Source organism: Herbaspirillum frisingense, assembly GCF_047325095.1.
Classification (GTDB): Bacteria; Pseudomonadota; Gammaproteobacteria; order Burkholderiales; family Burkholderiaceae_D; genus Herbaspirillum; species Herbaspirillum frisingense.
This window is the reverse complement of record NZ_CP168558.1, coordinates 1,045,017-1,070,767: the sequence shown is the minus strand read 5'-3', so window position 1 is coordinate 1,070,767 and position 25,751 is coordinate 1,045,017. Positions and strand designations below refer to the sequence as shown.

General features: G+C 62.7%; 23 protein-coding genes. 8 read left to right on the top strand and 15 right to left on the bottom strand.

All coding sequences use genetic code 11. From position 1 onward, the window contains the following. Positions 1-117 precede the first annotated feature (117 nt). Positions 118-576 carry an OsmC family protein gene (locus ACEOAC_RS04975; RefSeq protein WP_102662137.1) on the top strand — a complete coding sequence of 153 codons (459 nt, stop codon included), beginning with the start codon at positions 118-120 and terminating at the stop codon, positions 574-576. Positions 577-907: 331 nt separating this feature from the next. Here ACEOAC_RS04975 and coq7 read toward each other — a convergent pair whose 3' ends face one another. From coq7 to ACEOAC_RS04930, 9 genes are all read right to left on the bottom strand, one after another. Beyond that, on the bottom strand, positions 908-1,534 hold the full coding sequence (coq7, locus tag ACEOAC_RS04970; RefSeq protein ID WP_006461965.1) for a 2-polyprenyl-3-methyl-6-methoxy-1,4-benzoquinone monooxygenase: 627 nt from the start codon (positions 1,532-1,534) through the stop codon (positions 908-910). A gap of 105 nt (positions 1,535-1,639) precedes the next feature. Beyond that, complete coding sequence (pyrC, locus tag ACEOAC_RS04965; RefSeq protein WP_077234793.1) at positions 1,640-2,674, bottom strand: dihydroorotase; 1,035 nt, start codon at positions 2,672-2,674, stop codon at positions 1,640-1,642. A gap of 214 nt (positions 2,675-2,888) precedes the next feature. Continuing rightward, positions 2,889-3,617, bottom strand: coding sequence for an amino acid ABC transporter ATP-binding protein (locus ACEOAC_RS04960; protein WP_006461963.1), 729 nt, complete (start codon positions 3,615-3,617; stop codon positions 2,889-2,891). A gap of 66 nt (positions 3,618-3,683) precedes the next feature. Then, the gene (locus ACEOAC_RS04955) at positions 3,684-4,379 is read right to left on the bottom strand and encodes an amino acid ABC transporter permease (protein WP_006461962.1); all 696 of its coding nucleotides are present in this window, start codon (positions 4,377-4,379) and stop codon (positions 3,684-3,686) included. 3 nt (positions 4,380-4,382) lie between these two features. Then, the gene (locus ACEOAC_RS04950; protein WP_006461961.1) at positions 4,383-5,132 is read right to left on the bottom strand and encodes an amino acid ABC transporter permease; all 750 of its coding nucleotides are present in this window, start codon (positions 5,130-5,132) and stop codon (positions 4,383-4,385) included. Between the two features lie 205 nt (positions 5,133-5,337). After that, positions 5,338-6,285: an amino acid ABC transporter substrate-binding protein gene (locus ACEOAC_RS04945; protein ID WP_039874310.1), complete on the bottom strand. Its 948-nt coding sequence runs from the start codon at positions 6,283-6,285 to the stop codon at positions 5,338-5,340. Positions 6,286-7,139: 854 nt separating this feature from the next. After that, positions 7,140-8,432 (bottom strand): Glu/Leu/Phe/Val family dehydrogenase, encoded by a 1,293-nt coding sequence (locus ACEOAC_RS04940; protein ID WP_006461959.1) that lies wholly within the window; start codon positions 8,430-8,432, stop codon positions 7,140-7,142. A gap of 326 nt (positions 8,433-8,758) precedes the next feature. Then, on the bottom strand, positions 8,759-9,766 hold the full coding sequence (locus ACEOAC_RS04935) for a LysR family transcriptional regulator (protein ID WP_006461958.1): 1,008 nt from the start codon (positions 9,764-9,766) through the stop codon (positions 8,759-8,761). Between the two features lie 86 nt (positions 9,767-9,852). Next, entirely contained in the window at positions 9,853-11,757 is a 1,905-nt protein-coding gene (locus tag ACEOAC_RS04930) for an ABCB family ABC transporter ATP-binding protein/permease (protein WP_241813588.1), read from the bottom strand. A 191-nt stretch (positions 11,758-11,948) separates the two neighbouring features. Between ACEOAC_RS04930 and ACEOAC_RS04925 the strand changes: the two genes are divergently transcribed. Next, entirely contained in the window at positions 11,949-12,383 is a 435-nt protein-coding gene (locus tag ACEOAC_RS04925; protein WP_006461956.1) for an acyl-CoA thioesterase, read from the top strand. Between the two features lie 96 nt (positions 12,384-12,479). Further along, positions 12,480-13,430, top strand: a complete 951-nt coding sequence (locus tag ACEOAC_RS04920; RefSeq protein ID WP_413443362.1) for a 2-hydroxyacid dehydrogenase — start codon at positions 12,480-12,482, stop codon at positions 13,428-13,430. Positions 13,431-13,510: 80 nt separating this feature from the next. On the opposite strand, the gene ACEOAC_RS04915 is transcribed toward ACEOAC_RS04920, so the two are convergent. The 3 genes from ACEOAC_RS04915 to ACEOAC_RS04905 form a co-directional block, all read right to left on the bottom strand. Next, positions 13,511-15,211, bottom strand: coding sequence for a long-chain-fatty-acid--CoA ligase (locus tag ACEOAC_RS04915; RefSeq protein ID WP_006461950.1), 1,701 nt, complete (start codon positions 15,209-15,211; stop codon positions 13,511-13,513). Positions 15,212-15,454: 243 nt separating this feature from the next. Next, a complete protein-coding gene (locus ACEOAC_RS04910) occupies positions 15,455-16,588 on the bottom strand; it encodes an aminopeptidase (RefSeq protein ID WP_241813590.1) in 1,134 nt (377 codons plus the stop codon). An 11-nt stretch (positions 16,589-16,599) separates the two neighbouring features. Further along, positions 16,600-18,702, bottom strand: a complete 2,103-nt coding sequence (locus ACEOAC_RS04905) for a molybdopterin-dependent oxidoreductase (RefSeq protein WP_413628713.1) — start codon at positions 18,700-18,702, stop codon at positions 16,600-16,602. Positions 18,703-18,869: 167 nt separating this feature from the next. Here ACEOAC_RS04905 and ACEOAC_RS04900 point away from each other — a divergent pair, with 167 nt between their 5' ends. Then, positions 18,870-19,691, top strand: a complete 822-nt coding sequence (locus ACEOAC_RS04900; RefSeq protein WP_413444975.1) for a helix-turn-helix domain-containing protein — start codon at positions 18,870-18,872, stop codon at positions 19,689-19,691. Positions 19,692-19,696: 5 nt separating this feature from the next. On the opposite strand, the gene ACEOAC_RS04895 is transcribed toward ACEOAC_RS04900, so the two are convergent. Next, entirely contained in the window at positions 19,697-20,329 is a 633-nt protein-coding gene (locus ACEOAC_RS04895; protein ID WP_413444976.1) for a LysE family translocator, read from the bottom strand. A 167-nt stretch (positions 20,330-20,496) separates the two neighbouring features. Between ACEOAC_RS04895 and ACEOAC_RS04890 the strand changes: the two genes are divergently transcribed. From ACEOAC_RS04890 to ACEOAC_RS04875, 4 genes are all read left to right on the top strand, one after another. Beyond that, positions 20,497-21,690, top strand: a complete 1,194-nt coding sequence (locus ACEOAC_RS04890) for a M20 aminoacylase family protein (RefSeq protein ID WP_102662124.1) — start codon at positions 20,497-20,499, stop codon at positions 21,688-21,690. Positions 21,691-21,792: 102 nt separating this feature from the next. Further along, positions 21,793-22,143 (top strand): DUF1304 domain-containing protein, encoded by a 351-nt coding sequence (locus ACEOAC_RS04885; protein ID WP_006461944.1) that lies wholly within the window; start codon positions 21,793-21,795, stop codon positions 22,141-22,143. Continuing rightward, a complete protein-coding gene (locus ACEOAC_RS04880; protein WP_413444977.1) occupies positions 22,143-22,679 on the top strand; it encodes a DUF695 domain-containing protein in 537 nt (178 codons plus the stop codon). The genes ACEOAC_RS04885 and ACEOAC_RS04880 overlap by 1 nt, the downstream gene beginning before the upstream one ends. 160 nt (positions 22,680-22,839) lie before the next feature. Continuing rightward, entirely contained in the window at positions 22,840-23,559 is a 720-nt protein-coding gene (locus tag ACEOAC_RS04875; protein WP_006461942.1) for a DUF4088 family protein, read from the top strand. 40 nt (positions 23,560-23,599) lie between these two features. Here ACEOAC_RS04875 and ACEOAC_RS04870 read toward each other — a convergent pair whose 3' ends face one another. Both ACEOAC_RS04870 and ACEOAC_RS04865 read right to left on the bottom strand, forming a co-directional pair. Next, positions 23,600-24,379 carry a DUF3047 domain-containing protein gene (locus ACEOAC_RS04870; protein ID WP_413628904.1) on the bottom strand — a complete coding sequence of 260 codons (780 nt, stop codon included), beginning with the start codon at positions 24,377-24,379 and terminating at the stop codon, positions 23,600-23,602. A gap of 256 nt (positions 24,380-24,635) precedes the next feature. Next, complete coding sequence (locus ACEOAC_RS04865; protein ID WP_006461940.1) at positions 24,636-25,610, bottom strand: LysR family transcriptional regulator; 975 nt, start codon at positions 25,608-25,610, stop codon at positions 24,636-24,638. Positions 25,611-25,751 lie beyond the last annotated feature (141 nt).

The following is a 25,751-nucleotide window of genomic DNA, read 5'->3' as shown; positions in this document are numbered from 1 at the left end:
CGTCGCAATAATCACAAACCTTCACCGCAGCAAGCTCTACTCCACCCGCCCTGGCTGCGGCCGGGGCCAGCAAAAGCTACAATAGCCAGCCTCACACAACCGATTTGGACGATACAGATGGAATGCACAGTGCGCTGGACCGGCTTGTCCGGCATGACCTTTACGGCCGAGACGGGCTCGGGCCACCTGTTGACGATGGACGGCGCACCCGACGGCGGCGGCCGCAACCTGGCACCGCGTCCGATGGAAGTGGTGCTGGCCGGCACCGGTGGCTGCACCGCCTACGATGTGGTGGTGATCCTGCGCAAGAGCGGCCAGGATGTGCGCGGCTGCGACGTGACCTTGAAGTCCGAGCGCGCCGACAGCGATCCCAAGGTCTTCACCAAGATCCACTTCCACTTCACCGTGCGTGGCCGCAATCTGAAGACAAATGTTGTCGAACGAGCCATCAAGCTATCCCACGACAAATATTGCTCCGCCTCGATCATGCTGGAGAAGACCGCAGAGATGACGCACTCCTTCGAGATCATCGACGACCTGACCGATATCTCCTCGGCGGCTGCCCAGCAGCAGTAACACGGGCAGCACCAACGAAAAAAGCGGCCAAGGCCGTAATGCCGTTCAGTTAAGCTTGTTACCAGCCCGAAAACCTGCTCAGACTTTGCTTGCGCCACCGCTGACCGTTCGTCCTGAGTAGCGGCGTAGCCGCGTATCGAAGGCCCGCCACAAGCTGAGCAGCGCCTTCGATACGGCCCTAAAGGGCCTACTCAGTCCGAACGGTTTCAAATGGCTTGAAGAGAACCAAGCAAAATCGCCGCGCCAAAGTCATCTGGCGCGGCGATTTTTTCTTAACTGAACGGTATTACGGCCAAGGCCGCTTTTTTCTTTCCTGCTCATTCGGTAACGATCAGATCCGGTAGGCCACCGTGGTCATCACCTTGGCCATGGCCTTCATCAAGCCCCTGACCGGCGCCGGCATTTCGGCCGCCCCCAGGTCGCGCGCCGCCTGACCGTGTTCGATCTCATCGATGCGCATCTGGTCGACGATGGCGCGGGAACGGTTGTCCTGCACCGGCAGTTTTTCCAGGTGGCCCATCAGGTGGTGCTCCACCTGGCGCTCGGTCTCGGAAACGAAGCCCAGGTTGCGGGCATCCCCCAGCCGGGCGGCGATGCTGCCCAGCACATAGGCGCCGCCGTACCACAAGGGATTGAGCAGGCTGGTGTGCGAACCCAGTTCGCGCAGACGCTCGGCGGTCCAGGCCAGGTGATCCTCTTCCTCGATGCCTGCACGGACGAAGGCATTCTTGATCTCTGGCGTCTGCGCAAAGCGGCCCTGGGCGTCGTACAGCGCCTGGGCGCACACCTCACCCACATTGTTGACCCGCATCAGGCCGGCCGCGTGACGCTTCTCGGCCTCGTTCATGACCCCGTCCGGCAGGCCGCGCCCCGGGTTGGGACGGCTCTCGAACACCACGCCATTGATCACGCGCAGCGCCTTGTCGAAATCGGTAATCAGTTCATCGACGAATTGCATACAGCTCGCCTTTCTCTCGTTGTTGAGGACATTCCGGCGATGGCCTCCATCATCTGACGCGACCATGGCCGGGGACGAAGGAACAGGGCTGCCTCCCTGTGGGGGTCAGACCATCTTCCAGTTGATCTGTTCGCCGGCCGACAGCGGTACTACCGTGGCATCGCCCATCGGCAGCTCGGCCGGGATGGACCAGCTTTCGCGCTTGAGCGTGACGGTGCCGGTATTGCGCGGCAGATTGTAGAAGTCCGGGCCGTTGAAGCTGGCGAAGGCCTCGAACTTGTCCAGTGCGCCGGCGGCGTCGAAGGCTTGCGCATAGAGTTCCAGCGCATGCAGCGCGGTGTAGCAACCGGCACAGCCGCAGGCATGTTCCTTGGCGCCCTTGGCATGCGGGGCCGAGTCGGTACCGAGGAAGAACTTGTCATTGCCGGAGGTGGCGGCGGCCACCAGGGCCTGGCGATGGGTCTCGCGCTTCAGCACCGGCAGGCAGTAGTAATGCGGACGAATGCCGCCCTTGAACATCTCGTTGCGGTTGAACAGCAGGTGGTGCGCAGTGATGGTGGCGGCGGTCGGGCCTTCGCCGGCCAGTACGTAGTCCGCCGCGTCCTTGGTGGTGATGTGCTCGAAGACCACCTTCAGCTCCGGCATGGCCTGGCGCAGCGGCTTCATGATGCGGTCGATGAACACTGCTTCGCGGTCGAACAGGTCGATCTCGGGATTGGTCACCTCACCGTGGACCAGGAAGGGCATGCCCACTTCCTGCAGCACTTCCAGGGTCTTGTAGCACTTGGAAAGATCGGTCACGCCGGCATCCGAATTGGTGGTGGCACCGGCCGGATAGAGCTTGACGGCCTTGACGAAACCACTCTCCTTGGCGCGGCGGATTTCCTCCGGCGGGGTATTGTCGGTCAGGTACAGGACCATCAAGGGCTCGAAGGCCATGCCTTGCGGCAGCGCCGCCAGGATACGGTCGCGATAGGCGCCAGCCTGGGCGGTGGTGGTCACCGGCGGCTTCAGGTTGGGCATGACGATGGCGCGCGCGAACTGGCGCGCGGTGTGCGGCAGCACGTCGCGCATGGTGGCGCCGTCGCGCAGGTGCAAGTGCCAGTCGTCCGGGCGGGTGATGGTCAGTACGTTGCTCATTGCAATGATCTTTCGGTCTGGAGTGGGAGTAAGGCGAGGCATCCCGGCCATGCGGGCTGTGGAGAGCCAGCCGCGATGTCTTCAAGGGCGACATTCTACCGTAGCCGTCAAGCGCTCCGGGCGCCCTGCCGCCACCCGCTCTTGATGTAGCCCAAACGTCAAGGGCCGCCCCGTTGCCGGAGCGGCCCTTGACCTGATGCTGAGGGGCTGAAGATCAGTGCGTAATGATCTTGGCCAGGAAGTCACGCGCGCGCTCGGAACGCGGCTGCGCGAAGAACTCGTCCTTGGCGCAATCTTCCACGACCAGGCCCTTGTCCATGAAGACCACGCGGTTCGCGACCTTGCGGGCGAAGCCCATTTCGTGGGTCACGACCATCATGGTCATGCCTTCCTGGGCCAGGCCGACCATGACGTCCAGCACTTCATTGATCATTTCCGGGTCCAGCGCCGAGGTCGGTTCGTCGAACAGCATGGCGATCGGATCCATCGACAGGGCGCGGGCAATCGCCACACGCTGCTGCTGGCCACCGGAAAGCTGGCCGGGGAACTTGTCCTTGTGCGCCAGCAGGCCCACGCGGTCCAGGTACTTCAGGCCCTTCTCGGTCGCCTCTTCCTTGGAACGACCCAGCACCTTGATCTGGCCGATGGTCAGGTTCTCACGGATCGAGAGATGCGGGAACAGTTCGAAGTTCTGGAACACCATGCCGATGCGCGCACGCAGCTTGGACAGGTTGGTCTTGGGGTCACCCACCGAAACGCCATCGACGGTGATGGTGCCTTTCTGGAACGGCTCCAGGCCGTTGACGGTCTTGATCAGCGTGGACTTGCCGGAACCGGACGGGCCGCACACCACCACCACGTCGCCCTTCTTGACGGAGGTCGAGCAGTCGGTCAGGACCTGGAAGCTGCCGTACCACTTGCTGACATTGTTGAGTTCGATCATTTGATTCTCCTGGATTTCTGAATTCACTGGGCCGCCAGCCTCCCTGGGCGGCGGCCGTCATAGGCTTTAGCGGATGATGGCGATCTTCTTCTGGAAGCGCTTGACCAGGGTCGACAGACCGAAGCTGAGCACGAAGTAGACCACGGCCACGAACAGGTACATTTCCACCAGACGACCGTCACGCTGGGCGATCTTGGAAGCGCTGGTGACGAAGTCCGGCACCGAACCCAGCACGTACACCAGCGACACGTCCTGGAACAGCACGATGGTCTGGGTCAGGAGGATCGGCGTCATGTTGCGGAAGGCCTGCGGCAGCACCACGTTGCCCATCATCTGCCAGTAGTTCATGCCGATGGCGTAACCGGCGAACACCTGGCCACGCGGAATGGACTGGATGCCCGAACGCATGATCTCGCAGTAGTAGGCCGCTTCAAACAGGATGAAGGTGATCAGGGCCGACTGGAACGCACCGACCTGGATAGGCTCGGAAGCACCAATGATCCAGGCACCGATGAAGGGCACCAGGAAGTAGAACCAGAAGATCACCAGCACCAGCGGAATGGAGCGGATCAGGTTGACGTAGGTGGTCGCGATGAACGACAGCGGCTTGTTGGACGACAGACGCATCATCGCCAGCAGCGTACCCAGGATGATGCCGCCCAGCATGGCCGAGAAGGTCAGGATCAGGGTGAACTTCAGGCCGGTCGTAAAGAGATAGACCCAGGAGCGCTGGATGACGTCGAAATCGAAATTGCTGAACATGGATCAATGCCCTCCTGCGCTGGTGCTGCCGCCGGTGATGTAACCCGGGACGGCGGTGACCTTTTCCAGCAGGCGCGCCATGAACAGGGCGATGACGGAAATGATCAGGTAGATGATGGTGGCACCGGTCAGGGCCTCGAAGGTCTGGAAGGTGAACTCACGCATCGAGTAGGTCGCGGCAGTCAGTTCGACCAGGCCGATGGTCAGCGCCACCGAGCTGTTCTTGATGATCGCGGCAAACTCGTTGGTCAGCGCCGGGATGATGATGCGGAAGGCCATCGGCAGCAGCACGTAGCGATAGGTCTGCACCGGGGTCAGGCCCAGTGCCGCACCTGCCATGCGCTGGCCGCGCGGCAATGCCTGGATACCGGTAGTGACCTGCACGGCCACACGTGAGGAAGTGAAGAAGCCCAGGGCCAGGGTCGCGGTCACGAAGGACGCGTCCGGCAGGCTCTTGATCCAGTCGCCGAGGGCGCCGGGCAGCAGTTCCGGCATCACGAAGTACCACAGGAACATCTGTACCAGCAGCGGAATGTTGCGGAACAGTTCCACATAGCCGTTGGCGATGCGCACGACCCATGGTTTGGTGGTGGTACGCAAGGTACCGAAGATGGTGCCCAGGATCAGTGCCATGATCCAGGCGCATGCGGCGGTGGCCAGTGTCCATTTCAGGCCTGCCAGCAGCGTATCGATATAGGGGATGCCATCGGGAGACATCTCCCAGAAGATTCCCCAGTTCCAGTTGTAGTGCATAAATGGCCTCGTCTGTGGTTCGAGTCTGTGTCGAGTCGTTTTATCTGTCGGGCGCGGTCACCAGGCAAATGCCGCGCCGCTTCTTGTAGGGTCAGGTCCGGTGACGTGGAAAAACGCCTTGCCCCATGGCAAACGCTTTGACACCGGCTAAACAAAACGGGGGACAGGCCCCCGTTTCGTCAGATTGCACCAGGAAATGCGCCGATTACTTCTTCTTGCCCATGTTCTTCTGGGCTTCCGGCACCACAGCGTAGGCGGCCGGATCGTAGGAATCGGTCGGCTTGGCCATCACTGCCTGCAGTTGCGGGCTCATCGGCACGTTCAGGTTGACACCCTTGGGCGGGATCGGCGACTGGAACCACTTCGCGTAGATCTTCTTGATGTCGTCACCCTTGTAGACCACGGTCAGGGCGTCGTCGACGACCTTCTTGAAGTCGTTGTCACCCTTCGGCAGGATCAGGCCGTACGGCTCGACCGACAGGGCTTCCGAAGAGACCTGGTAGTCGGCAGGTGCCTTGGAGTTGGCAGCCAGCGAGGACAGCAGGATGTCATCCATCACGAAGGCGGCGGCACGGCCGGTTTCCACCATCAGGAAGGCTTCAGCGTGGTCCTTGGCAGCCAGGATGTTCATGCCCAGGTTGCGTTCGGCGTTCAGCGCGGTGATCTGCTTCAGGTTGGAGGTGCCGGAGGTCGAGACCACGGTCTTGCCCTTCAGGTCATCCAGAGTCTTCAGATTGGCCGACTTCTTGGACAGGAACTTGTTGGCAGTCACGAACTCGGTCATCGAGAAGGCCACCTGGTTCCAGCGTTCCTGGTTGTTGGTCGCGGAGTCGCAGGAGATGTCGGTGGTGCCGTTGGCAATCAGGGGGATACGGGTGGCCGAAGTCACCGGAACCATCTTGATGTTCAGCGAAGTCAGACCCAGCTTCTTCTGGATCGCAGTTGCTGCCTTCAGGCACAGGTCGATCGAGTAGCCTTGATAGGACTGCTTGTCATCCAGATACGAGAAAGGAATCGACGAATCGCGCACGCCCAGCGTCAGAGTGCCGGAGTCCTTGATCTTCTTCAGACGGCCAGTGAATTCCTCGGCATGCACCGAGCTCATCAGCACGCTTGCCCCAACCAAAACCCCTGCTAGCTTCAATAACTTCATTGTGTGACCTCCTGGAAAAATTTTTTACGTAGTGTATCAAAAGCCCCATTCCGAAACCGCTTGCGCGGCGCCCGGAACCGGGCTGGCCGGCCGTATTGACGAGCCTGTTATTGTTCTCTGCCGTGCTGCCTATTCTGTGTGCTAACAAGGATCTTTGCCAGCATTGTTTGATCCACACCTGGCGCCTTCTTTCGAAGACCACCCCCACGGTGGACCCGCTGCAGACAAATTACCCATGCGCAACAGGCGGCGGGCGCATTGTACGACATATGCCACCGGGTCAGGCAATACGCAACTTCCCTGATGATGCAGTTCTCGGCCAGCAGCCGCACTGGCACCCACTGGAGCAGGCCGGAAACTGCGATGTGGCGCGCGTGGCGTCACGGCAGCGACAGTGTTCCTGTCAGCAATATCCATGCCAGAAATAAGATCCGTGAATGCCTCTGCACGGTGCGCGGGGACGCAGCCATGGAGACCTGAAGCACGCAGGCGCGGTTTGCCCATGACCGGCGCAACACCAGTACGGGAGCGCCTTGCAGGGCGATGAAGTAGTTCGGGGAGAGAGGGGAAAAGCGGGAGGAAGGCAGAGGCGGGAGAGCAATGCGAACGATGCGACGCAACCGCAATCAGGTTGGCATCGCAGGCGCAAACCGGGAGCGCACATGCGGCAGCGCCCGGCATGGAAATGCCGGGTTGGTCAATGATGATCCTGCGCCGCAAGGCTGGCTGGCCTGCGGTGCGTGTACGCACAGCCACCACGTCTCCTCCTAGAGCTGAGCTCATGCGGCCGACGATCTCTCATGCGTCGTCTTGGGCCGCCCAGGTCCGGTTGCCCGGACTGTTCTTTTATCGCATTACGGGTACAGACCACGCATTTCACGGGCCTGCAGAACGCGAGTACATGCCACGATGAAGGCCGCGGTACGCAGCGACACGTTCTTTTCTTCGGCCAGTTGCCAGACCGCGGCAAAGGCTTCGCGCATGATGCGGGTCAAGCGCAGGTTGATCTCGTCTTCGGTCCAGAAGAAGCTGGAGAAGTCCTGCACCCACTCGAAGTAACTCACTGTCACACCACCGGCGTTGGCAATCACGTCCGGCACGATCAGCACACCCTTGTCGCGCAGGATGTCATCGGCGGCCGGGGTAGTCGGGCCATTGGCGCCTTCCAGGATGATCTTGGCCTTGATGTGATTGGCATTGGCCTCGGTGATTTGCTGTTCCAGTGCAGCAGGCACCAGAATGTCGCAGTCGACCGACCAGAATTGGGCGCGATCGGCAATCTCGTCTGCACCTTCGAAGCCCTTCACGCTGCCGTTCTTGGCGACATACGCCTGCAGCGCCGGCACGTCCAGGCCACCGGCATTGAACACCGTGGTCACGTGATCCTGCACTGCCACCACCTTGGATCCAGCCTCGGCAAACAGACGTGCAGCGATGCCGCCGACGTTACCGAAACCTTGCACCGCGACCTTGGCATCCTTGATGTCCATGCCGCGCTTGGCAGCCGCTTCGCAACCCACCACGAACACACCGCGACCGGTCGCTTCATGGCGACCCAGGCTGCCGCCCAGCGAGATCGGCTTGCCGGTGACCACACCCGAGGAGGTGCTGCCCTGGTTCATGGAATAGGTATCCATCATCCAGGCCATGATCTGCGAATCGGTGTTGACGTCGGGTGCCGGGATGTCCTTGTTGGGGCCGATGATGATGCCGATCTCGCTGGTGTAGCGACGCGTGACGCGCTGCAGTTCACCACGGGAAAGGGTCTTGGGGTCGACGCGGATACCGCCCTTGGCACCACCATAAGGCACGTTCACGGCGGCATTCTTGACCGTCATCCAGGCCGACAGCGCCATCACTTCGGAGAGCGTCACGTCCTGGTGGAAACGCACGCCGCCCTTGCCGGGGCCGCGCGAGGTGTTGTGCTGCACGCGATAACCTTCGAAGTGAGCGATGGTGCCGTCGTCACGCTCGATGGGTACGTCCACCACCAGGATGCGCTTGGGGCGCTTCAGGGTTTCTACCCAGCGCGCCAGCGAACCCAGGTAGGGCGTGACACGATCGATCTGCTCGAGGTAGACGCCCCACGGACCGATGCCGTGCGGGACGAGATAGGAAGGCACTTCGTGATTAGGTACGTTCGACATGATGCAATCGCTCCTTTGAGTTCCGTGCAGGTCAGGACAAAAGGCTTCCGAATTCCGAAGTTCGCCAGGGCATGTTACTCCGTCGGCGCCAGCCTGCAAGCAGCGCCACAGGCGTCTGCACGGGCCGGGACGGAGCACGTCCTGCCAGCACGACGCCTCCTGCGTCTACTGGAAATTCGTGCCGGTCCGATTCAGCGCCGCCATCGTAGCCAGCCGGCCAAAACAAGGCTAATGCTTTGTGAGCATGCAATTATGCAATCCATGCATAACCTTCTGTAACCCTTGATGAAAGGGCGATTGCGGCGATCACCCCACCCTTTTCCGGCTCAGGATTCGCGTTTTTCCGCCGCACGGGCGGATTTGCCTGCCGCCACCTTCTGGCGCTCATCACGCTCCAGCTTTCCCTGCCGCTGCGTATCCAGGTCGACCAGGTACTCCCACAGGCGCGCCACCAATGCCTTGCCGGTGCGTTGCGGGGTGGGACGTTCGCGGTAGAGGCGGATCTCCATCTCCACCTCCCACTCGCCGGTCGGGCCATCCGTGCGTGCCAGCTGCCGATTTCGCACTTCCCGGACCACCGAGGACTCCGGCAGGAAGGCCACCCCATGGCCCTCCAGCGCCATCATCTTCAGGCTTTCCGACATGTCGGTCTCGTAGTGCTTGGCCAGGTGCAGCGGCCGCTTGGTATCGGCCATCATCAATTCCACCATGCGCCCCAGATAGGCATTGCTGGTGTAGGAAAGAAACGGCAGCGGCGCCTTGGCGCTGCCGGGGAAGAGGTAGTCGGGCCGGCCCTGCCGGTCACAACGCGAGTAGGGACGCATCGTCTCGGTTCCCATGGTCAGCATGTCGTAGCGGCTGGCATCGAGTTGCACCGGCTGGCGTGGATGGTGATAGCACAACAGCAGGTCGCAGCCGCCTTCGACGATGGTCATCACGGCATCGTGCACATTCAGGGCGATCAGGCGGGTATTGATGGAGCCGAAGCCGGACTCCAGCGAGCTGAGCCACTTCGGCATGTAGGTCAGCGAGAGCGTATGCGGGACTGCGAAGTCGATGGTGGTCTGGGCGGTAGGTCGCTTGCCGTGCAGCAGCGCCCGGGTATTGTTGATCTGGCCCAGCATGGCCACGGCCTGCTCGTAGAACACTTCACCGGCCGGCGTGAGGCGGGTGGGATAGGAAGTACGGTCGATCAGGTCGGTACCCAGCCAGGCCTCCAGCGACTGGATACGTCGCGAAAAAGCCGGTTGCGTCACATGCCGCAACTCGGCCGAGCGACTGAAACTGCGCGTTTCCGCCAGGGAGACGAAATCCTCAAGCCATTTGCTTTCCATTGCCCGCCCACTTCCCGTTCTAGGTCGAATGGCGAATTGTGCCGCTGCGCCCGTGCCGGCGCAAGCAGCGTCGGCACGTGGCCCTGCTAGCGCTGTTCGGCCGGCCTCAATACACTGGGTTCGGCATCGGGCGCGAGCAGCACCGCTTCGCCTTCCTTGAGCGGTGCGGCGGAGGCACTGTCCTCGTCACCTCCCGCCTGCTGGCGCAGCCACATCTGCGCGTACAGACCATCGGCCATCAGCAAGCCCGCATGGGTACCGCGCTCGACGATGCGGCCATGGTCCATCACCAGGATCTGCTGCGCATTGACGATGGTGGAAAGCCGGTGTGCGATGACCAGCGTCGTGCGTTCGCGCGCGATCTCTTCGAGCTGTTGCTGGATGGCCTGTTCGGCACGCGAATCCAGGGCCGACGTCGCTTCATCGAAGATCAGGATGGCCGGATCTTTCAGAAGGGTGCGGGCGATGGCCACGCGCTGCTTCTCACCGCCGGACAGCTTCAGGCCACGCTCGCCCACCATGCTGGCATAACCGTCGGGCAGCGACTCGATGAAGTCATGGATATAGGCCGCCTTGGCCGCCGCCACGATCTGCTCGCGCGTGGCGCCGGGCTTGCCGTAGGCGATGTTGTATTCGATGGTGTCGTTGAACAGCACCGTATCCTGCGGCACGATGCCGATGGCCTGGCGCAGCGAGGCTTGCGTGACATTGCGCAGGTCTTGCCCATCGATGCGGATGGCACCATGGTCGACGTCATAGAAGCGATACAGCAGCCGCGACAAGGTCGACTTGCCCGAACCGCTGTGGCCGACCACGGCGGTGGTGGTGCCGGCCTGGACCTTGAAATCGACATCAAAAAGAATCTGGCGATTGCGCTCGTAGCTGAAATCGACGTGTTCGAAATGCAGCTCCGCGCCCTGCGTACGCAGGGGCTGTGCACCGGGGCGGTCAGCCACTTCGCGGTTTTCTTCCAGCAGCGAGAACAGGCGCTCCATGTCGGCCATGCTCTGCTTGATCTCGCGATAGAGCACACCCAGGAAGTTCAGCGGGATGTAGAGCTGGATCATGAAGGCATTGACCAGCACCATGTCGCCCAGGGTCATGCTGCCATCGATCACACCGGCGGTGGCGCGCCACAGGATCAGCGTGACCGCGATGGCGATGATGGCCGACTGTCCGGTATTGAGCAGCGAAAGAGAACTCTGCGATTTCACGGCGGCCCGCTCGTAGCGCTGCAGGCCTTCATCGTAGCGGCGCGCCTCGAATTCCTCGTTGCCGAAATACTTGACCGTCTCGTAATTGAGCAGCGAATCGATGGCACGCGTATTGGCGTTCGAATCGAGTTCGTTCATGGTACGGCGGAAGTGCGTGCGCCACTCGGTCACGGTGATGGTGAACAGGATGTAGAGCACCAGCGCACCGGCCGTGATGAGCGAGAACCAGATGTCGTAATGGGTAACCAGGTAGGCCAGCACCAGCACGATCTCGATGATGGTGGGCAGGATGGAAAAGAGCGTGTACGACACCAGCGTGGAGACGCCACGGGTACCGCGCTCGATGTCACGCGTCATGCCGCCAGTCTGGCGATTGAGGTGGAAGCGCAGCGACAGTGCATGCAGGTGACGGAAGACCTGCAATGCAATGGTGCGCACCGCCCTTTGGGTGACGCGGGCGAACATCAGCTCCCGCAGTTCGGTAAAGAGCGCCGTCGCCAGTCGCAGCGCGCCATAGGCCACCAACAGGCCCAGCGGCAACACCAGCAGCGCCTGCGGATGGGAGGCGGTGATGGTCATGGCATCGACCAGCTTCTTGAGCACCAGCGGCACGCCGACGTTGGCCAGCTTGGCGCCGACCAGGAAGGCCAGCGCCAGCATCACCCGCCACTTGTAGGTCCACAGGTAGGGCAACAGGGTCTTGACCACATCCCAGTCGCCACGCTGGCGCTTGATCGGTGCTTGAGGTGAGGCAGAGGAATTGGGATAACGACGCATGGGGACGGACCTGGAAATAGGGAGGCGGCGGCAGACGGCGCAGAGCCGACTTCGGAGGCGGCGCAACAAAAGACCGACATCCGATACACTAGGGCCTGTCGGTTTCGATACAAACCCGCAACACCGCAAACCCCGATTATAAGAGCCATCCCGCGAGCGCGCCGGGGCTTCCCCTCTCCAAGGAGTCATGCATGTCCCATACCGTCCCCCAACTCCCGCCCGGCAAGGCGCCGCAACTGCGGGTCATGCCCATGCCGTCCGACGCCAACGTCTATGGCGACGTCTTCGGTGGCTGGATCATGGCCCAGGTGGACATCGCCGGATCGCTGCCGGCTACGCGCCGTGCCAATGGCCGGGTGGCGACCATCGCGGTCAATTCCTTCCTGTTCAAGAATCCGGTCTTCGTGGGCGACCTGCTGTCCTTCTATGCCGACATCGTCAAGGTCGGCAATACCTCCATCACGGTCAATGTCGAAGTCTATGCCGAACGCAACCGGCTGCAGACCGAGATCGTCAAGGTCACTGAGGCCACGCTGACCTATGTGGCCACCGACGAAAGCCGCAAGCCACGTCCCTTGCCGCCGCTGGACCCGGCCGGCCAGGGCAGCCTCAGCCCGGCGCTGTAGCCACAGATTCCGCTGCGGGCTTGAAAAGATTTCAGCCCGTGGCGTATCAATAGTCCGTATCGTAACGACTCCATCACCGCTTCCTCCCCAGTGACCATGACTTCCAACGAACGCCCTACCATCCTGATCGTCGCCCGCCTGCCACAGCATCTGCTGGATCTGCTGCAACAGAATTTCACTTGCCACAACCTCGTGCTGGACCAGCTCAGCGACGACCAGCTCGCCGCCATCGCCCCGCAGGTGCGTGGCATCGCCGCCAATGGCGAGGCGAAGGTCGGGCGGGAATTCATGGCGCGCTTTCCGGCGCTGGAAATCGTCTCGGTGTTCGGCGTCGGCTACGACGGCGTGGATGTGCCGGCCGCCCGCGAGCGCGGTATCCATGTCACCCACACCCCCGACGTGCTGACCGATGACGTGGCCGACATGGCCATCGCACTGATGCTGGCCGTGGCACGCAACGTGGTGCGCGCCGACCGTTTCGCCCGCAGTGGCGAGTGGAAGAACGGCCCCTTCCCCTTCACCACCAAGGTCAGCGGCGCCCGGCTGGGCATCGTCGGACTGGGTCGCATCGGCGAAGCCATCGCCCGCCGCGCCGCCGGCTTCGACATGGAGATCGCGTATCACAATCGCTCGCGCAAGGACGTCCCCTACACCTACTTCGGCGACATCAAGTCGCTGGCGGCGGCGGTCGATTTCCTGGTGATGATCACCCCCGGCGGCGCCGGTACCCGTGCACTGGTCAATGCCGACGTGCTGGAAGCGCTCGGTCCCAAGGGTTTCCTGATCAACGTGGCACGCGGCTCGGTGGTGGATGAAACCGCTCTGATCGCCGCGCTCAAGGCCGGCACCATCGCCGGCGCTGGTCTGGATGTGTTCGAGAACGAGCCCAATATCCCCGCCGAACTGGCTGCCCAGGAGAACGTGGTGCTGACACCGCACATGGCCAGCGGCACACTGGTCACACGCACCGCCATGGCCGATCTGGCCTTCAACAACCTGCAGGCGCATTTCAGTGGCAAGCCGGTGATCACGCCCGTGCCGGACTGATCTTTCCCGCCCCGAAAAAAAATCGCTGCCGGAGTGATCCGGCAGCGATTTTTCATTGGAGCGCTACGATGTATATCCGGTCAGGCAGCCCGTTTCTGCTGGGCCTTGGCCGGCTCGTCGCGCAACTCGCGACGCAGGATCTTGCCGACGTTGGTCTTGGGCAGCTCATCACGGAACTCGATGTACTTGGGCTTCTTGTAGCCGGTGAACTGCTCCTTGCAGTAGGCCATCAATTGCTCGCTGGTGAGCGACTTGTCCTTGCGCACCACGAAGAGTTTGACCGCCTCGCCGGTATGTTCGTCCGGCACGCCCACGCAGGCGCATTCCAGCACGCCCGGATGCTGCGCCACCACCCCTTCGATCTCGTTGGGATAAACGTTGAAGCCGGAGACCAGAATCATGTCCTTCTTGCGGTCGACGATACGGGTGTAGCCCAGGGCATCCATGATGCCGATATCGCCGGTCTTGAAGAAACCGTCCGGCGTCATGACCTTGGCCGTCTCGTCGGGGCGCTGCCAGTAACCCGGCATCACCTGCGGACCGCGGATGGCGATCTCGCCCGGCTGGCCGAGCGGCACCGGATTCCCATCGTCGTCGAGGATGGCGATCTCGGTCGAAGGCAACGGCAGACCGATGGTGCCGGTGTATTCTTCGATGGTGCAGGGGTTGGCGCTGGCGATCGGCGAGGTCTCCGACAGGCCATAGCCTTCGATGATGGGGCAGCCGGTCAGCTTCTTCCACTTGTCGGCCACGCTTTGCTGCACGGCCATGCCACCACCCACGCAGCAGCGGTAACCGGAAAAGTCCAGCTTGGCGAAATCGGCATTGTTGAGCAGTGCGTTGTAGAGCGTATTGACGGCCGGGAAGGTATTGACCTTGTACTTGGCCAGCTCCTTGACGAAGCCGGGGATATCACGCGGGTTGGGAATCAGCAGGTTGAGCGCGCCTTCGCGTGTGCCAAGCATGTTGCAGACAGTCAGCGCAAAGATGTGATACAGCGGCAAGGCACAGACGAACACCAGCTGGTCGATGGGCTTGCCGGCCTTGAGCGCCGGGGTCAGCCATTCCTCGGCCTGCAGCACATTGGCCACCAGATTGCGGTGGGTCAGTACGGCGCCCTTGGCCACGCCGGTGGTGCCACCGGTGTATTGCAGGAAGGCGACGTCGTCAGGCGTCAGGCTGACCGGCCGCAACTGCTTGCCCTGCGCTTGCGACAAGGCACGGCTGAAGCTGATGGCGTTGGGCAGCGACCAGGCCGGCACCAGCTTCTTCACGTGGCGCACCACCAGGTTGACGATGGCACCCTTGAGCGTGCCCAGCAGCTCGCCCATGCTGGCCACCACGATATGCTTGATGCTGGTATTGGCGACCACCTTCTGCAGCGTGCAGGCAAAGTTTTCCAGCACGAAGATGGCTTCGGCGCCCGAATCCTTCAACTGATGTTCCAGCTCGCGCGCGGTATAGAGCGGATTGACATTGACCACGGTATAACCGGCCCGCAGGATCGCCGCGATGGCGATCGGATACTGCAGCACATTGGGCATCATGATCGCCACCCGGGCGCCCTTCTGCAGCCCCAGTCCCTGCAGCCAGCCGCCCAGCGCCCGCGACATGGTATCCAGTTCGCTGTAACGCAGGTACTTGCCCATGCAGACGTAGGCATTGCGGTCGGCGTGCCTGGTGAAGGCTTCATCGATCATCTGTACCAACGAGCCGTAACGGCCGGGGTCGATGTCCGCGGGAACGCCTGCAGGATAGGATGCAAGCCAGAATCTTTCCATAGTGTGTCCTCTGTCTCCGGTCATAACGTGCGCTGGGGCTGGGCGGTGTCATGTTGCGACCGCTTGGCGCGCACAGCAAAAAAAGCACGAGTGTTTTTTTATTTAACGCAGATGCTATCCAGCATTCGACCGCGGGGCAAGCACTTTGCGCCCGAATTAAGTGAATTTTTGTGAAATGCCCTCCGTTCGGGGGTACTTCGCGCCGGGTAATGATGAAGGCCGCGCCTGGACAGACCGGCCAAATCACCCGGGATGATACCCGCCTGCATCCCGTTTGGGCTGCCCAATGGTGTCGGTGGGAAATGTTTCTGGCGCCGCCTTGCCCGTGGTCAAGGGCGCTTCGCCCAGCGCGGCGTGCCGGGCGGGCTTGTCCATGCGCGCCAGTCGCCGGACCTTGTCATAGAAATCAGGAAAACCTCGACTGTTTTCGAACAGCCGCCGAAAAGCCGGCACCATGTCGTGATAAGCACCGACCAGGGCCAGATGCGCGTTCGACAACGGCATGGCAAACCAGCGGTCGTAGCCGGCATAGCCGTTCCAGCGTGTGCTCTTGATCGTCGCGTATTCAGCACGCAGGGCGGCGAAGATGGCGGCCTTGCGCTCGCGCTTCACGGCGTCGCTGGCATCGCTGTCGTAGTTGTCCTTTAGCTGGGCGCGGTACTTGTCCAGCAGCGCCAGGAATTCCCGCTTGCGCTGCGCATAGCGCTGATACGCCTCGGTCATAGCAGAATCGTGGCGCGCCGCCAGCCAGCGCTCCAGCCCCAGTTCCTCGACCGCTACCGCGAAACCTTCATTGAAGGGCGTATCGTCGCGGGCGTAGACAGTCTGGTGCGCCAGTTCATGGAAGATCAGGCGCGCCAGTTCACCGTCGGGATACTGGATGAAGGTGGAGATGACCGGATCATCGAACCAGCCCAGCGTGGAATAGGCCGGCACCCCCGCCACCTGGACGTCATAGCCTTCCCGCTGCAGCGCGGCGGCGTAGTCCTGGGCCGCTTGCTGGCTGTAATAGCCGCGATAGTCCACGCAACCGGCAATGGGAAAACACCACTGCCTGGCCTTGAGCGAGAGTTCCGGTGCGGCCACCACGTTCCACAACACGAAAGGCCGGTCCAGCTGGGCATAGGTGCGGTAACTGCCGTTATCGGGCAAGCCCAGTTCGACCACCGCAAAGCGGCGAATCTCTTGCACCGTCTGCAGCTTGGTCTTGAGCGCCGGCTGGGTGGCGGGATCGGCGAGCCAGTCATCCAGCGGCCGGGCCTGCGCCAGCAGGGAGAACTGGCCATGCGCGGCCTGGGCGTAATAGGACACCGATGAACACGCGCCCAAACCCAGCAATCCGCCCAGCGCCAGCACCAGCATGCCCCTGCGCAGCATGATGCAGGGACTCAGTGCGCCACAACCGGCTGCTGCAGTTTTTCCACCTGCACCAGCACGTCGTAGAAGGTGGGCGCGTTACCCATGTCGGTCAAGCGCTGGCTGGTCACCTCGTTGGCGTTCTTGCCATCGGCGGCAAACTTCTTCCACCAGATCGACAGCCCCACCACCAGACCCGGGCGTGCCTTTTCCGTCACACGCACGCGCGCCTGCATGCTGCCGCGATCATTGAACACGCGCACCGTATCGCCTTGCGTGATGCCACGGGCAGCCGCGTCCTGCGGGTGCATGTCCAGATGCGGCTCGCCCTCGGTATCGCGCAGGCTCTGCACGTTGACGAAGGACGAGTTGAGGAAATTGCGCGCCGGCGGGGAAATCATCGCCAGCGGATAGCGGGCAGCCAGTTCCGGGTTGCTGGCCACCGACTCGTAGGGCGCGATATAGGCCGGCAACGGATCGAGACCGGCCGCCTTCATCTGCGCCGAATAGAATTCGCACTTGCCCGAGGGCGTGGCAAACCCGCCTTCGGCAAACGGCGCGACCGGCATGTCCAGACGCTGCCAGCCCTTTTCCTTGAGCACCTGCCAGTCGTAGCCGCCACTGCGCGGGTCATCTCGCCGGAAGGCCACCGCCGCCAACTGGTCATCGCTGTCACGGAAGCAGTCCTCGGTGAACCCCATGGCCGCAGCGAGCAGGCGGAAGATCTCGGTATTGGGCTTGGCCTCGCCCATGGGCGCAATGGCCGCATTGTTGGCCAGCATGTAGACGTGACCGTAGGAGGCATGGACGTCGATGTGTTCTAGCTGGGTGGTGGCCGGCAAGAGGATATCGGCGTAGTCGGCGGTATCGGTCTGGAAGTGCTCCAGCACCACGGTGAACAGGCCCTCGCGGGCGAATCCCTGCGCTACCTTGGCCGACTCCGGGGCCACCGCCACCGGGTTGGAGTTGTAGACGATCACCGCCTCCACCTGGGGCCCGAACTCGGGCGACGCCGGCTTCAGGAGATCGTCGCCGATGGTACTCATGTTGATGACGCGGGCCGGGGCGCCATGACGCGCGGCCAGGTCGGGCCGACTCAGCGCCGCCGCATCCTTGGGGAAGCTGTCCGACACCGACAGCTGGATGCCGCCGGCGGCGTGACGCCAGGCCCCCACGAGGGCTGGCAGGCAGGCCACGTTGCGCGCCGCCATGCCGCCGCCGCGCACGCGCTGCAAGCCGTAGTTGGCGCGGATGAAAACGCCTTCGCCGGCCAGCGCCACGCGGCCGTACTCACGCCCCAGCGCCAGCACTTCTTCGGCCTTGATGCCGCAGACCTCGGCGGTACGGGCCGGCGTCCATTCCGCCACGCGCTCTTTCAACTGATCGAAGCCCAGCGTGTGACGGGCGATATAGTCGTGGTCGAGCAGGTCCTCGGCAATCAGCACATGCATCATGCCCAGCGCCAGGGCCGCATCAGTACCCGGCAACAGGGCAATATGCTGGTGGCACTTTTCGGCTGTGAGCGAGCGATAAGGATCGATGGCGATCAGGCGTGCACCATTCCGCTTGGCGGCCTGCACCCGGGTCCAGAAGTGCAGGTTGGAGGCGATCGGGTTGCCACCCCAGATCAGGATCAGCCTGGCATTGCCGACCTGCTCCAGATCGGTACCGATGCGCGCTCCGATGGTGTAGCGATAACCGGCGCCGCCGGCCGAGGCGCAAATGGTGCGCTCCAGTTGCGACGCCCCCAGGCGATTGAAGAAACGCCCGGCCATCGATTCGCCCTGCACCTGCCCCATGGTGCCGGCATAGCTGTAGGGCAGGATGGCCTGGGGATCGCGCAAGGCAATCTGCCCCAGGCGTTGGGCGATGGTCGCAATCGCCTCGTCCCAGCTGATGCGCTCGAACCGGCCCTCGCCCTTCTTGCCCACCCGGCGCATGGGATAAAGCAGGCGGTCAGGGTGATAGGTGCGCTCGGTATAGCGTGAAACCTTGGTGCAGAGCACGCCGGAGGTGGGCGGGTGATCCGGGTCGCCACGCACCTCGGTGGCGACGCCGTCCTTGACGGTCACCAGCAAGGCACAGGTATCGGGGCAATCATGAGGACAGGCGGCGCGGACGATCGAGGTGGTCATGGCAAGCGGAGCAAGGAAACAGGGATGAAAACCGGAAAAACGGGATGGAAGACGTACCATGCGCCGCACACCGGCAGGACAGCAGCAAAGGCGCGGGAAAACGGGCAGGACGGCGAAGCGGATACTTTATCTTAAAATGGCCCACCGCGACTCTCGCCAACCCTGTCATGACGCCTCTTCAACACTTCTGGCACACGCCCGAACTGCCCTTCCTCGAAGGCCGGCGCGCCACCGGTAGCCTGTCCTGCTATGCCCCGCATACGCATGACAGCTTTTCCATCGGCATCGTCGATGGCGGCCAGAGCGTCTTTTCCGTGGCGGGCCGGAGCATGGCCATCGTCCCCGGTGATGTCGTACTGGTCAGAGCCGGTGATGTGCATAGCTGCAATCCGGCCGAACTGCAGCGCTGGAGCTATCGCATGTTCCACCTCGATGTGCACTGGCTGGCCAGGCTGCTCGACGAAACCCCGAGCACCCGCGGGCTGCTCCAGAGGATGGATTCTCAGGTGCTGCGCTCTGCCTCGGCGGTCCAATTGCTCAACCGCATGACAGCGGCCCTGGACGCCCACCAGGTCGACCTGCACGCCGACCTGCAGGCCGACATCATCACTTGCCTGCACGAACTCATGCAGCTATGCGCAGAAACCTGCGCCAGCCCCCTCACGATGGCCACGCAAGGCAGCGACGGCCTGCAGGCCGCGCATGATTTCCTGCAGGCACATTGCCGTGAACGCATCACGCTCGACACCCTGGCCGCCATCGCCGGCACCAGCCGGTACCAGTTGATCCGCCAGTTCAACCGCCGCTTCGGCATGACGCCCCATGCACTGCAACTGGACATGAAGATCCGCCAGGCACGCGTGCTGCTGCGTCAGGGGGCGAGTGCGGCCGATGCCGCCTACGACACCGGCTTTGCCGACCAGAGCCATTTCCATCGCGTCTTCAAATCCCGTGTGGCCGTCACGCCCCTGCAATACGCAAGGCCCTGAGGAAATCAGCGCAGGCGCCCAGCCGCCAGGGCCACGGCGGCCACCAGCAACAGCAGGCCGGCGCAGCGCTCGATCAACGGCATCGCCCGGCCCAGCGCGACCACTACCTTTTCCCGCGCGATCAGGCAGACCAGCGCAGCATCCCAGGCCAGCACCGCACACGCCAGCCACACCCCATAGAACAGCTTGCGGCCCAGCCCGGTGTGCGCCTCCACGATCACGGTGAAGAGGCCGAAGTAGAACAGGCCATTCTTGGGATTCAATAGTGCCGACAGGAAGCCCGCGCTCATGCCGAGCAGGGGTGATACGCGCTGCGCATGCGCAATCGCCACCATGTCCGGCCAGTCGGCGGGCGCCCGGCTGGCGCGTATGAACATCCATCCCAGCCAGGCCAGGTAGCCGCTGGCCAGCCACTGCAAGGCGACCAGCAGCGCCGGACTGTCCTGCAGCACGCTCCAGCCGCCGATGGCCAGCGCGATATAGAGCCCATTGGCCAGCGCGATGCCCAGGCTCACGGCCAACCCATACGTCCGACCGTGACGCAGACTGCTACGCGCCAGCAACAGGAAATCCGGACCGGGACTGGCCAGCGCCAGCAGATGTGCGCCGGCCAGCAACAGGAATTCAGACCAGAACATGAGCATGCCTCCTCGCCTCGTCGGGCTATATCGAAAGAGGCGCATGCTAGGCAGGACGACGATCCCTGTATTGAACAAAATTGCGCGAACGGTGGCCCGGCGCAAGGCACGGTAAGATAGGCGGCTTCAGTACCACCTCCACACACTGTCCCAGACCAAGCCAGACCATGAAACTCATCGACCCCATCGTCCAGTTCCAGGCCGAACTGCAGAAGATCCGCCGCGACATCCACGCCCACCCCGAACTCGCCTATGAAGAGGTCCGCACCGCCGATGTGGTCGCGCAGAAGCTCACCGAATGGGGCATCCCGGTAGTACGAGGCCTGGGCGTGACCGGCGTGGTCGGCATCATCAAGAACGGCGACAGCCCGCGCGCCATCGGTTTGCGCGCCGACATGGACGCCCTGCCCATGCCCGAGATCAATACCTTCGCCCACGCCTCCCGCCACGAGGGCAAGATGCACGCCTGCGGCCACGACGGCCATACCGCCATGCTGCTGGGCGCGGCCTACTACCTCTCGCAACATCGCAATTTCGATGGCACGGTGTATGTCATCTTCCAGCCCGCCGAAGAAGGCGGACGCGGCGCCGAGCGCATGATCCAGGATGGCCTGTTCGAGAAATACCCGATGGACGCCGTCTTCGGCATGCACAACTGGCCGGGCATCCCGGCCGGTCATTTCGGTGTGACGCCGGGTGCACAGATGGCCTCCAGCAACGAGTTCCACGTCACCGTCAAGGGCAAGGGCTCGCATGCGGCGCAACCGCACAAGGCGGTCGATCCGGTGATGACGGCGGTGCAGATCGCCCAGGCCTGGCAGACCATCGTGGCGCGCAACATCAACCCCAATGATCCGGCAGTGGTCTCCATCACCCAGATCCACACCGGCAGCGCCACCAACGTCATCCCCGACGAGGCGATGATGGTCGGCACCGTGCGCACCTTCAGCCTGCCCGTGCTGGACCTGATCGAACGCCGCATGCAGGAGATCGCCGAGCACACCGCCGCGGCCTTCGATGCCACCGTCGATTTCCGCTTCAACCGCAACTATCCGCCGCTGATCAACCACGCCGCCGAGACCGCATTCGCCGTCGAGGTGCTGACCGAACAGTTCGGCGCCGACCATGTCGATGCCCATACCGAACCCACCATGGGGGCCGAGGATTTCGCCTTCATGCTGCAGCACAAGCCGGGCTGCTATGTGTTTCTGGGCAATGGCGACGGCGGTCACCGCGATCATGGTCATGGCCTGGGCCCGTGCAACCTGCACAACCCCAGCTATGACTTCAACGATGACCTGCTGCCCATCGGCGCCACCTACTGGGTGAGGCTGGCCGAGAAATTCCTGCAGGCGAAGTAAGCCGGCAGGCCGGACGGCATTGGCGGGCGGCACGGTTTGAGGCATGATCCTCGGCACGCATCCTGAATCCTGATTTGTGATAACGATAACAAGGGAGAAACCTTGCACACCCTCGCCACTGCCCTCCTGCTGCTGGTCGCCATCGAGCATGTCTGGATCCTGATCCTGGAGATGTTCCTGTGGACCAAGCCGCTGGGACTGAAGACCTTCCGCCAATCGAAGCAGGCCGCCGAGGCGACCCGCGTGCTGGCGGCCAACCAGGGCTTGTATAACGGCTTCCTCGCGGCCGGGCTGTTCTGGAGCCTGGCGACCGGCGAGCGGCCAGTGCAGTTCTTCTTCGTGATCTGCGTGCTGGTGGCCGGCATCTACGGCGGCCTGACCGCCAAGCGCTCTATCCTCTATATCCAGGGCCTGCCCGCCTTGCTGGCGCTGCTGGCCCTGCTGGCGAGCTGATGTTGCCGCTGCGACGCGTCTTCGCCTTGCTGGTCCCGGGTCTGCTCGCGCTGCTTGCGGGGCAAGCCACGGCGCAGGAGCAGGACGCCGAATGGTGGACCTACCAGACCCAGCGCGCCGGGCTGGCCTACACGGTCAAGCTGGACATGGGCCTGCGCCGGGCGTTTCCGCTCTCCGGTTTTCCCTATGTGCTGGTGACCCGCGTGAACTATGCCCCGGCCACGGGCGACGGCCTGCCGGCCATGGCCGACCAGGACCGGCTGGAATCTCTGTCGGATGACATCGCCGCTGCCATCGCCAGGAAAACCCGCAGCCTCTACGCCGGCACCACGTTCAGCCAGGGCCAGCAGCAATCGTATTTCTATGTGATCGATCCGAACGGACTGGAGAGCATTGCCACCAGCCTGCAGGCCCGGCTATGCCAGGCTTGCAGAAGCAGCGCGGCGATCCAGGCAGACCCGGCGTGGTCGCTCTATCGCGAGCAATTGCTGCCGGATGCGGAGACCCGGCAGCGCTACGGCCTGCGCAGTTACTAAACTGCCCTAAAGCAGGCACGGTAAAGTTTCGGCGTGGATGAGCCGATAACAGTTTTCCTGGCAGCATCATTGCTGGCACTCGCCATCACTCTCACTCCGGCAGCGATCGCGTTCATTTTGCCGGAATAACAACATCGGACCCGGTCCGAGGGGAAGCAGCATGAAACAGATCAAACTCATCCTCAAGGACGAGATCTACGACTCGCTGGAGCGGGATTATCACAACTTCGTGCGGCTCTCGACCAAGATCGATTCGGGCTTCGTCAAGCCGTCCTTCGATAGTTATCTGTTGGCCAAGGTTTCGGAGAACACCAATTTCCTCACCGAAGAAGCGGTACAGCACCTGATGCTGTCGGGCCAGTACGCCTGGGCAAGACGGGCGATGGACAAGGAATTTCCGGACGTGGTGCAGATCCTGATCGAGCAGGCTGCGAATTACGGCTTCTGGATCGCGGTGCGCCACGACTGGACCACCGATGACCTGGTCAATGCCTCGCGCGCCTGGGCCAGTGCCATCATCAAGCAGGCCAAGGGCGATGAAACCCAGATCGATGTGCTGGCCGCGCAGATCAAGGCCTCGGCCACCAGCATCTCGGTGGTGCAGGAGCGCCTGCGCACCCCGGCCGCACTGCTGGCGGCGGCCATGGTGCAGGAATTGCGCGAGACCCACATCGCCATCGAACACGCCTCCGGCATGGTGGCGCGCGAAAAGCTGGGGGCCATGCGCACTCTGCTGAAGCTGGGACGGGCCTTCGGCAATGTCTCCGAAAAGGCCGAGCAGGACATGATGGACAAATTGAAACGCGAGAAGCCCTGGCTCTTCGAAGACGGCCCCAAGGGATTCTGGGGACACGTCGCGGCCTGGTGGCGCGGCGTCTAGGCCGGCCTGCCGGGCTACGGCCCCTCTTCAGAACGCTGGATCAGGAGGCGGCTTCCGGCTCGCGCATGAGGCGGATATCGCCGTACCACGCTTCCATCTTCTGGCCGGTATTGTCGGTATCGGTCAACACCCCCACGCCGATCAGGCGTCCCGGCTTTTCACCGAAGATGCGCTCATAGTCTTCGGCGACATTGCGTTGGTACTTGCGCCACTGGCCCACGTGCTCCGGGCCGCTCTCGGCAACCAGCATCTGGATGCGGCCGGTACGACCATTGGCGATCACCTGCCCCACCTGCGCCTTGCTATCCCAGACATACATCAGCGTGGCATAAGGCAGCTCATGCCCGGTCAGCAATTTGGCGGTATCGAAGAGGATGGTGTCCATCAGCGAAAGCTTGTCATGGTCACCATCGAAGGCCAGCACGATGCGCACCGGCGAATCATCGGTCTCGCGGTGAGTGAGATCGGCCGTCGGGATCAGGCCACTGGCCTTCCAGCTCCAGGACAGCCAAGGCTTCTTGCTGACGTCGATATCGACCGGATGACGCAGGCCGGAGGAGGCGCGGTCGGCAAAGGCATGCAGCACGCTGCGCCCATTGTCATCGACCAGACGGTATTCGGTAGGAATCTTCTTGCGGGTGAAGACCAGCGGTTCCCAGCCAGCAGGAAGGCCCTTGGGCGGATTGGCGGAAAACAGCGCCAGTGCCTGGTCCAGCCTGGCCTGCTTGGCCTGCTTGGCGGCGGCATCAGGGGCGGCTGGCTGCTGGCCGGCACATCCGGCCAGCAGCCAGGCGGCGCCAAGGCAGAGCGATGCCAGCACGCTGCGCGCGGCAGTAGCCTGGAAGGAAACGGGAAGCTGTGCAGCAAGTCGCGTGCGCGCACGCGTGAGACGCAAATTCATGAAGGCCGACCGGAGAAGAAGGGAATGCGGTCACCCCGACCGCAGACGAAGGCTAACAGGAAAACGCGGCCGCACGACATCCGGAAAAACCCTAGCGCGTAAAAAAACCTCAATGGCGAGTGGCCGAGCATCCCATCCGTCCTGCCAGCTGGGTTGGCCATCTATCATCTATCACTCAGTTTTGCTGGCGCAGGATCTGGATGAACATCTTGGCCAGCGACGACAGGGTGGTGTTCTTGCGGGTGACGATGCCGTAGTGCTCGATGCGCGTCTTCAGGTTCACGGGCAGGATGCCCAGCATCTGCCGCGCCGCGAAGAAGTGGGCGATATCCAATGGCATCACTGCCACCATGTTCGATTGCGCCAGCAGCGTGATGGTCACGAAGGGCGAGGCGGTCTCGATCACGTTGCCCGGCACCTTCAGCCCCTCCAGCTTGAACTCGTGCTCGATCCAGATGCGCATGGGCATGTTGCTGGAATACAGGATCCAGGAGGCCCCGGCCAGCTCCTGCAGGCGCACCTTCTGGGCGGTGGCCAGGGGATGGTCGATACCGCAGACGATGCACATGGGCTCGCCGCGCAGCATTTCATAGTTGTACAGATTGGGTTGCGAACTGACCGAGGAGCGGCCGATCATCAGATCAATGCGCCCCTGGTCCAGCAGCAGCAACTGGCGCGCGCTGGTGTCTTCGCTGATCTCGATGGAGACTTCCGGCTGGATTTCGCGCAGGCGCGAGAGCGCACGCGTGACGAAGGGTGCGGCCCCCATGATGGTGCCGATGGACAGGCGGCCTCCGCGACCGCTGATCATGTTCTGCAATTCCTCGCGCAGATTGGCTACGTCGCTCTGGATCAGGCGCGCATAGCGGATCACGCAACGGCCCAGCTCAGTGGCCTCGATGCCGCGTGGCGAGCGGTCGAACAGGGTTACGCCCAGGGCATCCTCCATTTCATGCAGGGCCTTGGTGGCCGCCGGCTGGGTCATGTGCATCACCTCGGCCGCCTTGTGCAGCGAGCCCTGCTCGTCGAGTGCCGTCAGCAGCGCGACCTGGCGAAAGCGCAGGCGGCTGACGATGGACCCCACCGAAGGCAGCGCGCCGGCGCCATCTCCGAGTTGGTTATCACCCGATGAATTAAGCTCATTGGACATCGTTGTACTCGCCTCTTATAGTCGGTCCGGAAAAAACCACAATGCTAGCGCATCTATCGGCCTGCCAAGGCGATGCGTGAAAAAAGCTCAGGAGACGTTGGCAGGACCGATCCATCGTAGGCGCGACATTCCTGCCGCCTG

Excerpts from the sequence above, each read along its gene's own strand:
- ACEOAC_RS04960 (WP_006461963.1), bottom strand. The coding sequence starts at position 3,617 with ATGATCGAACTCAACAATGTCAGCAAGTGGTACGGCAGCTTCCAGGTC.
- ACEOAC_RS04880 (WP_413444977.1), top strand. The coding sequence starts at position 22,143 with ATGTTGCCGCTGCGACGCGTCTTCGCCTTGCTGGTCCCGGGTCTGCTC.
- ACEOAC_RS04925 (WP_006461956.1), top strand. The coding sequence starts at position 11,949 with ATGTCCCATACCGTCCCCCAACTCCCGCCCGGCAAGGCGCCGCAACTG.
- ACEOAC_RS04875 (WP_006461942.1), top strand. The coding sequence starts at position 22,840 with ATGAAACAGATCAAACTCATCCTCAAGGACGAGATCTACGACTCGCTG.
- ACEOAC_RS04950 (WP_006461961.1), bottom strand. The coding sequence starts at position 5,132 with ATGCACTACAACTGGAACTGGGGAATCTTCTGGGAGATGTCTCCCGAT.
- coq7 (WP_006461965.1), bottom strand. The coding sequence starts at position 1,534 with ATGCAATTCGTCGATGAACTGATTACCGATTTCGACAAGGCGCTGCGC.
- ACEOAC_RS04900 (WP_413444975.1), top strand. The coding sequence starts at position 18,870 with ATGACGCCTCTTCAACACTTCTGGCACACGCCCGAACTGCCCTTCCTC.
- ACEOAC_RS04955 (WP_006461962.1), bottom strand. The coding sequence starts at position 4,379 with ATGTTCAGCAATTTCGATTTCGACGTCATCCAGCGCTCCTGGGTCTAT.
- ACEOAC_RS04930 (WP_241813588.1), bottom strand. The coding sequence starts at position 11,757 with ATGCGTCGTTATCCCAATTCCTCTGCCTCACCTCAAGCACCGATCAAG.
- ACEOAC_RS04890 (WP_102662124.1), top strand. The coding sequence starts at position 20,497 with ATGAAACTCATCGACCCCATCGTCCAGTTCCAGGCCGAACTGCAGAAG.
- ACEOAC_RS04895 (WP_413444976.1), bottom strand. The coding sequence starts at position 20,329 with ATGTTCTGGTCTGAATTCCTGTTGCTGGCCGGCGCACATCTGCTGGCG.
- ACEOAC_RS04920 (WP_413443362.1), top strand. The coding sequence starts at position 12,480 with ATGACTTCCAACGAACGCCCTACCATCCTGATCGTCGCCCGCCTGCCA.
- pyrC (WP_077234793.1), bottom strand. The coding sequence starts at position 2,674 with ATGAGCAACGTACTGACCATCACCCGCCCGGACGACTGGCACTTGCAC.
- ACEOAC_RS04905 (WP_413628713.1), bottom strand. The coding sequence starts at position 18,702 with ATGACCACCTCGATCGTCCGCGCCGCCTGTCCTCATGATTGCCCCGAT.
- ACEOAC_RS04910 (WP_241813590.1), bottom strand. The coding sequence starts at position 16,588 with ATGCTGCGCAGGGGCATGCTGGTGCTGGCGCTGGGCGGATTGCTGGGT.
- ACEOAC_RS04940 (WP_006461959.1), bottom strand. The coding sequence starts at position 8,432 with ATGTCGAACGTACCTAATCACGAAGTGCCTTCCTATCTCGTCCCGCAC.
- ACEOAC_RS04975 (WP_102662137.1), top strand. The coding sequence starts at position 118 with ATGGAATGCACAGTGCGCTGGACCGGCTTGTCCGGCATGACCTTTACG.
- ACEOAC_RS04915 (WP_006461950.1), bottom strand. The coding sequence starts at position 15,211 with ATGGAAAGATTCTGGCTTGCATCCTATCCTGCAGGCGTTCCCGCGGAC.
- ACEOAC_RS04935 (WP_006461958.1), bottom strand. The coding sequence starts at position 9,766 with ATGGAAAGCAAATGGCTTGAGGATTTCGTCTCCCTGGCGGAAACGCGC.
- ACEOAC_RS04945 (WP_039874310.1), bottom strand. The coding sequence starts at position 6,285 with ATGAAGTTATTGAAGCTAGCAGGGGTTTTGGTTGGGGCAAGCGTGCTG.
- ACEOAC_RS04865 (WP_006461940.1), bottom strand. The coding sequence starts at position 25,610 with ATGTCCAATGAGCTTAATTCATCGGGTGATAACCAACTCGGAGATGGC.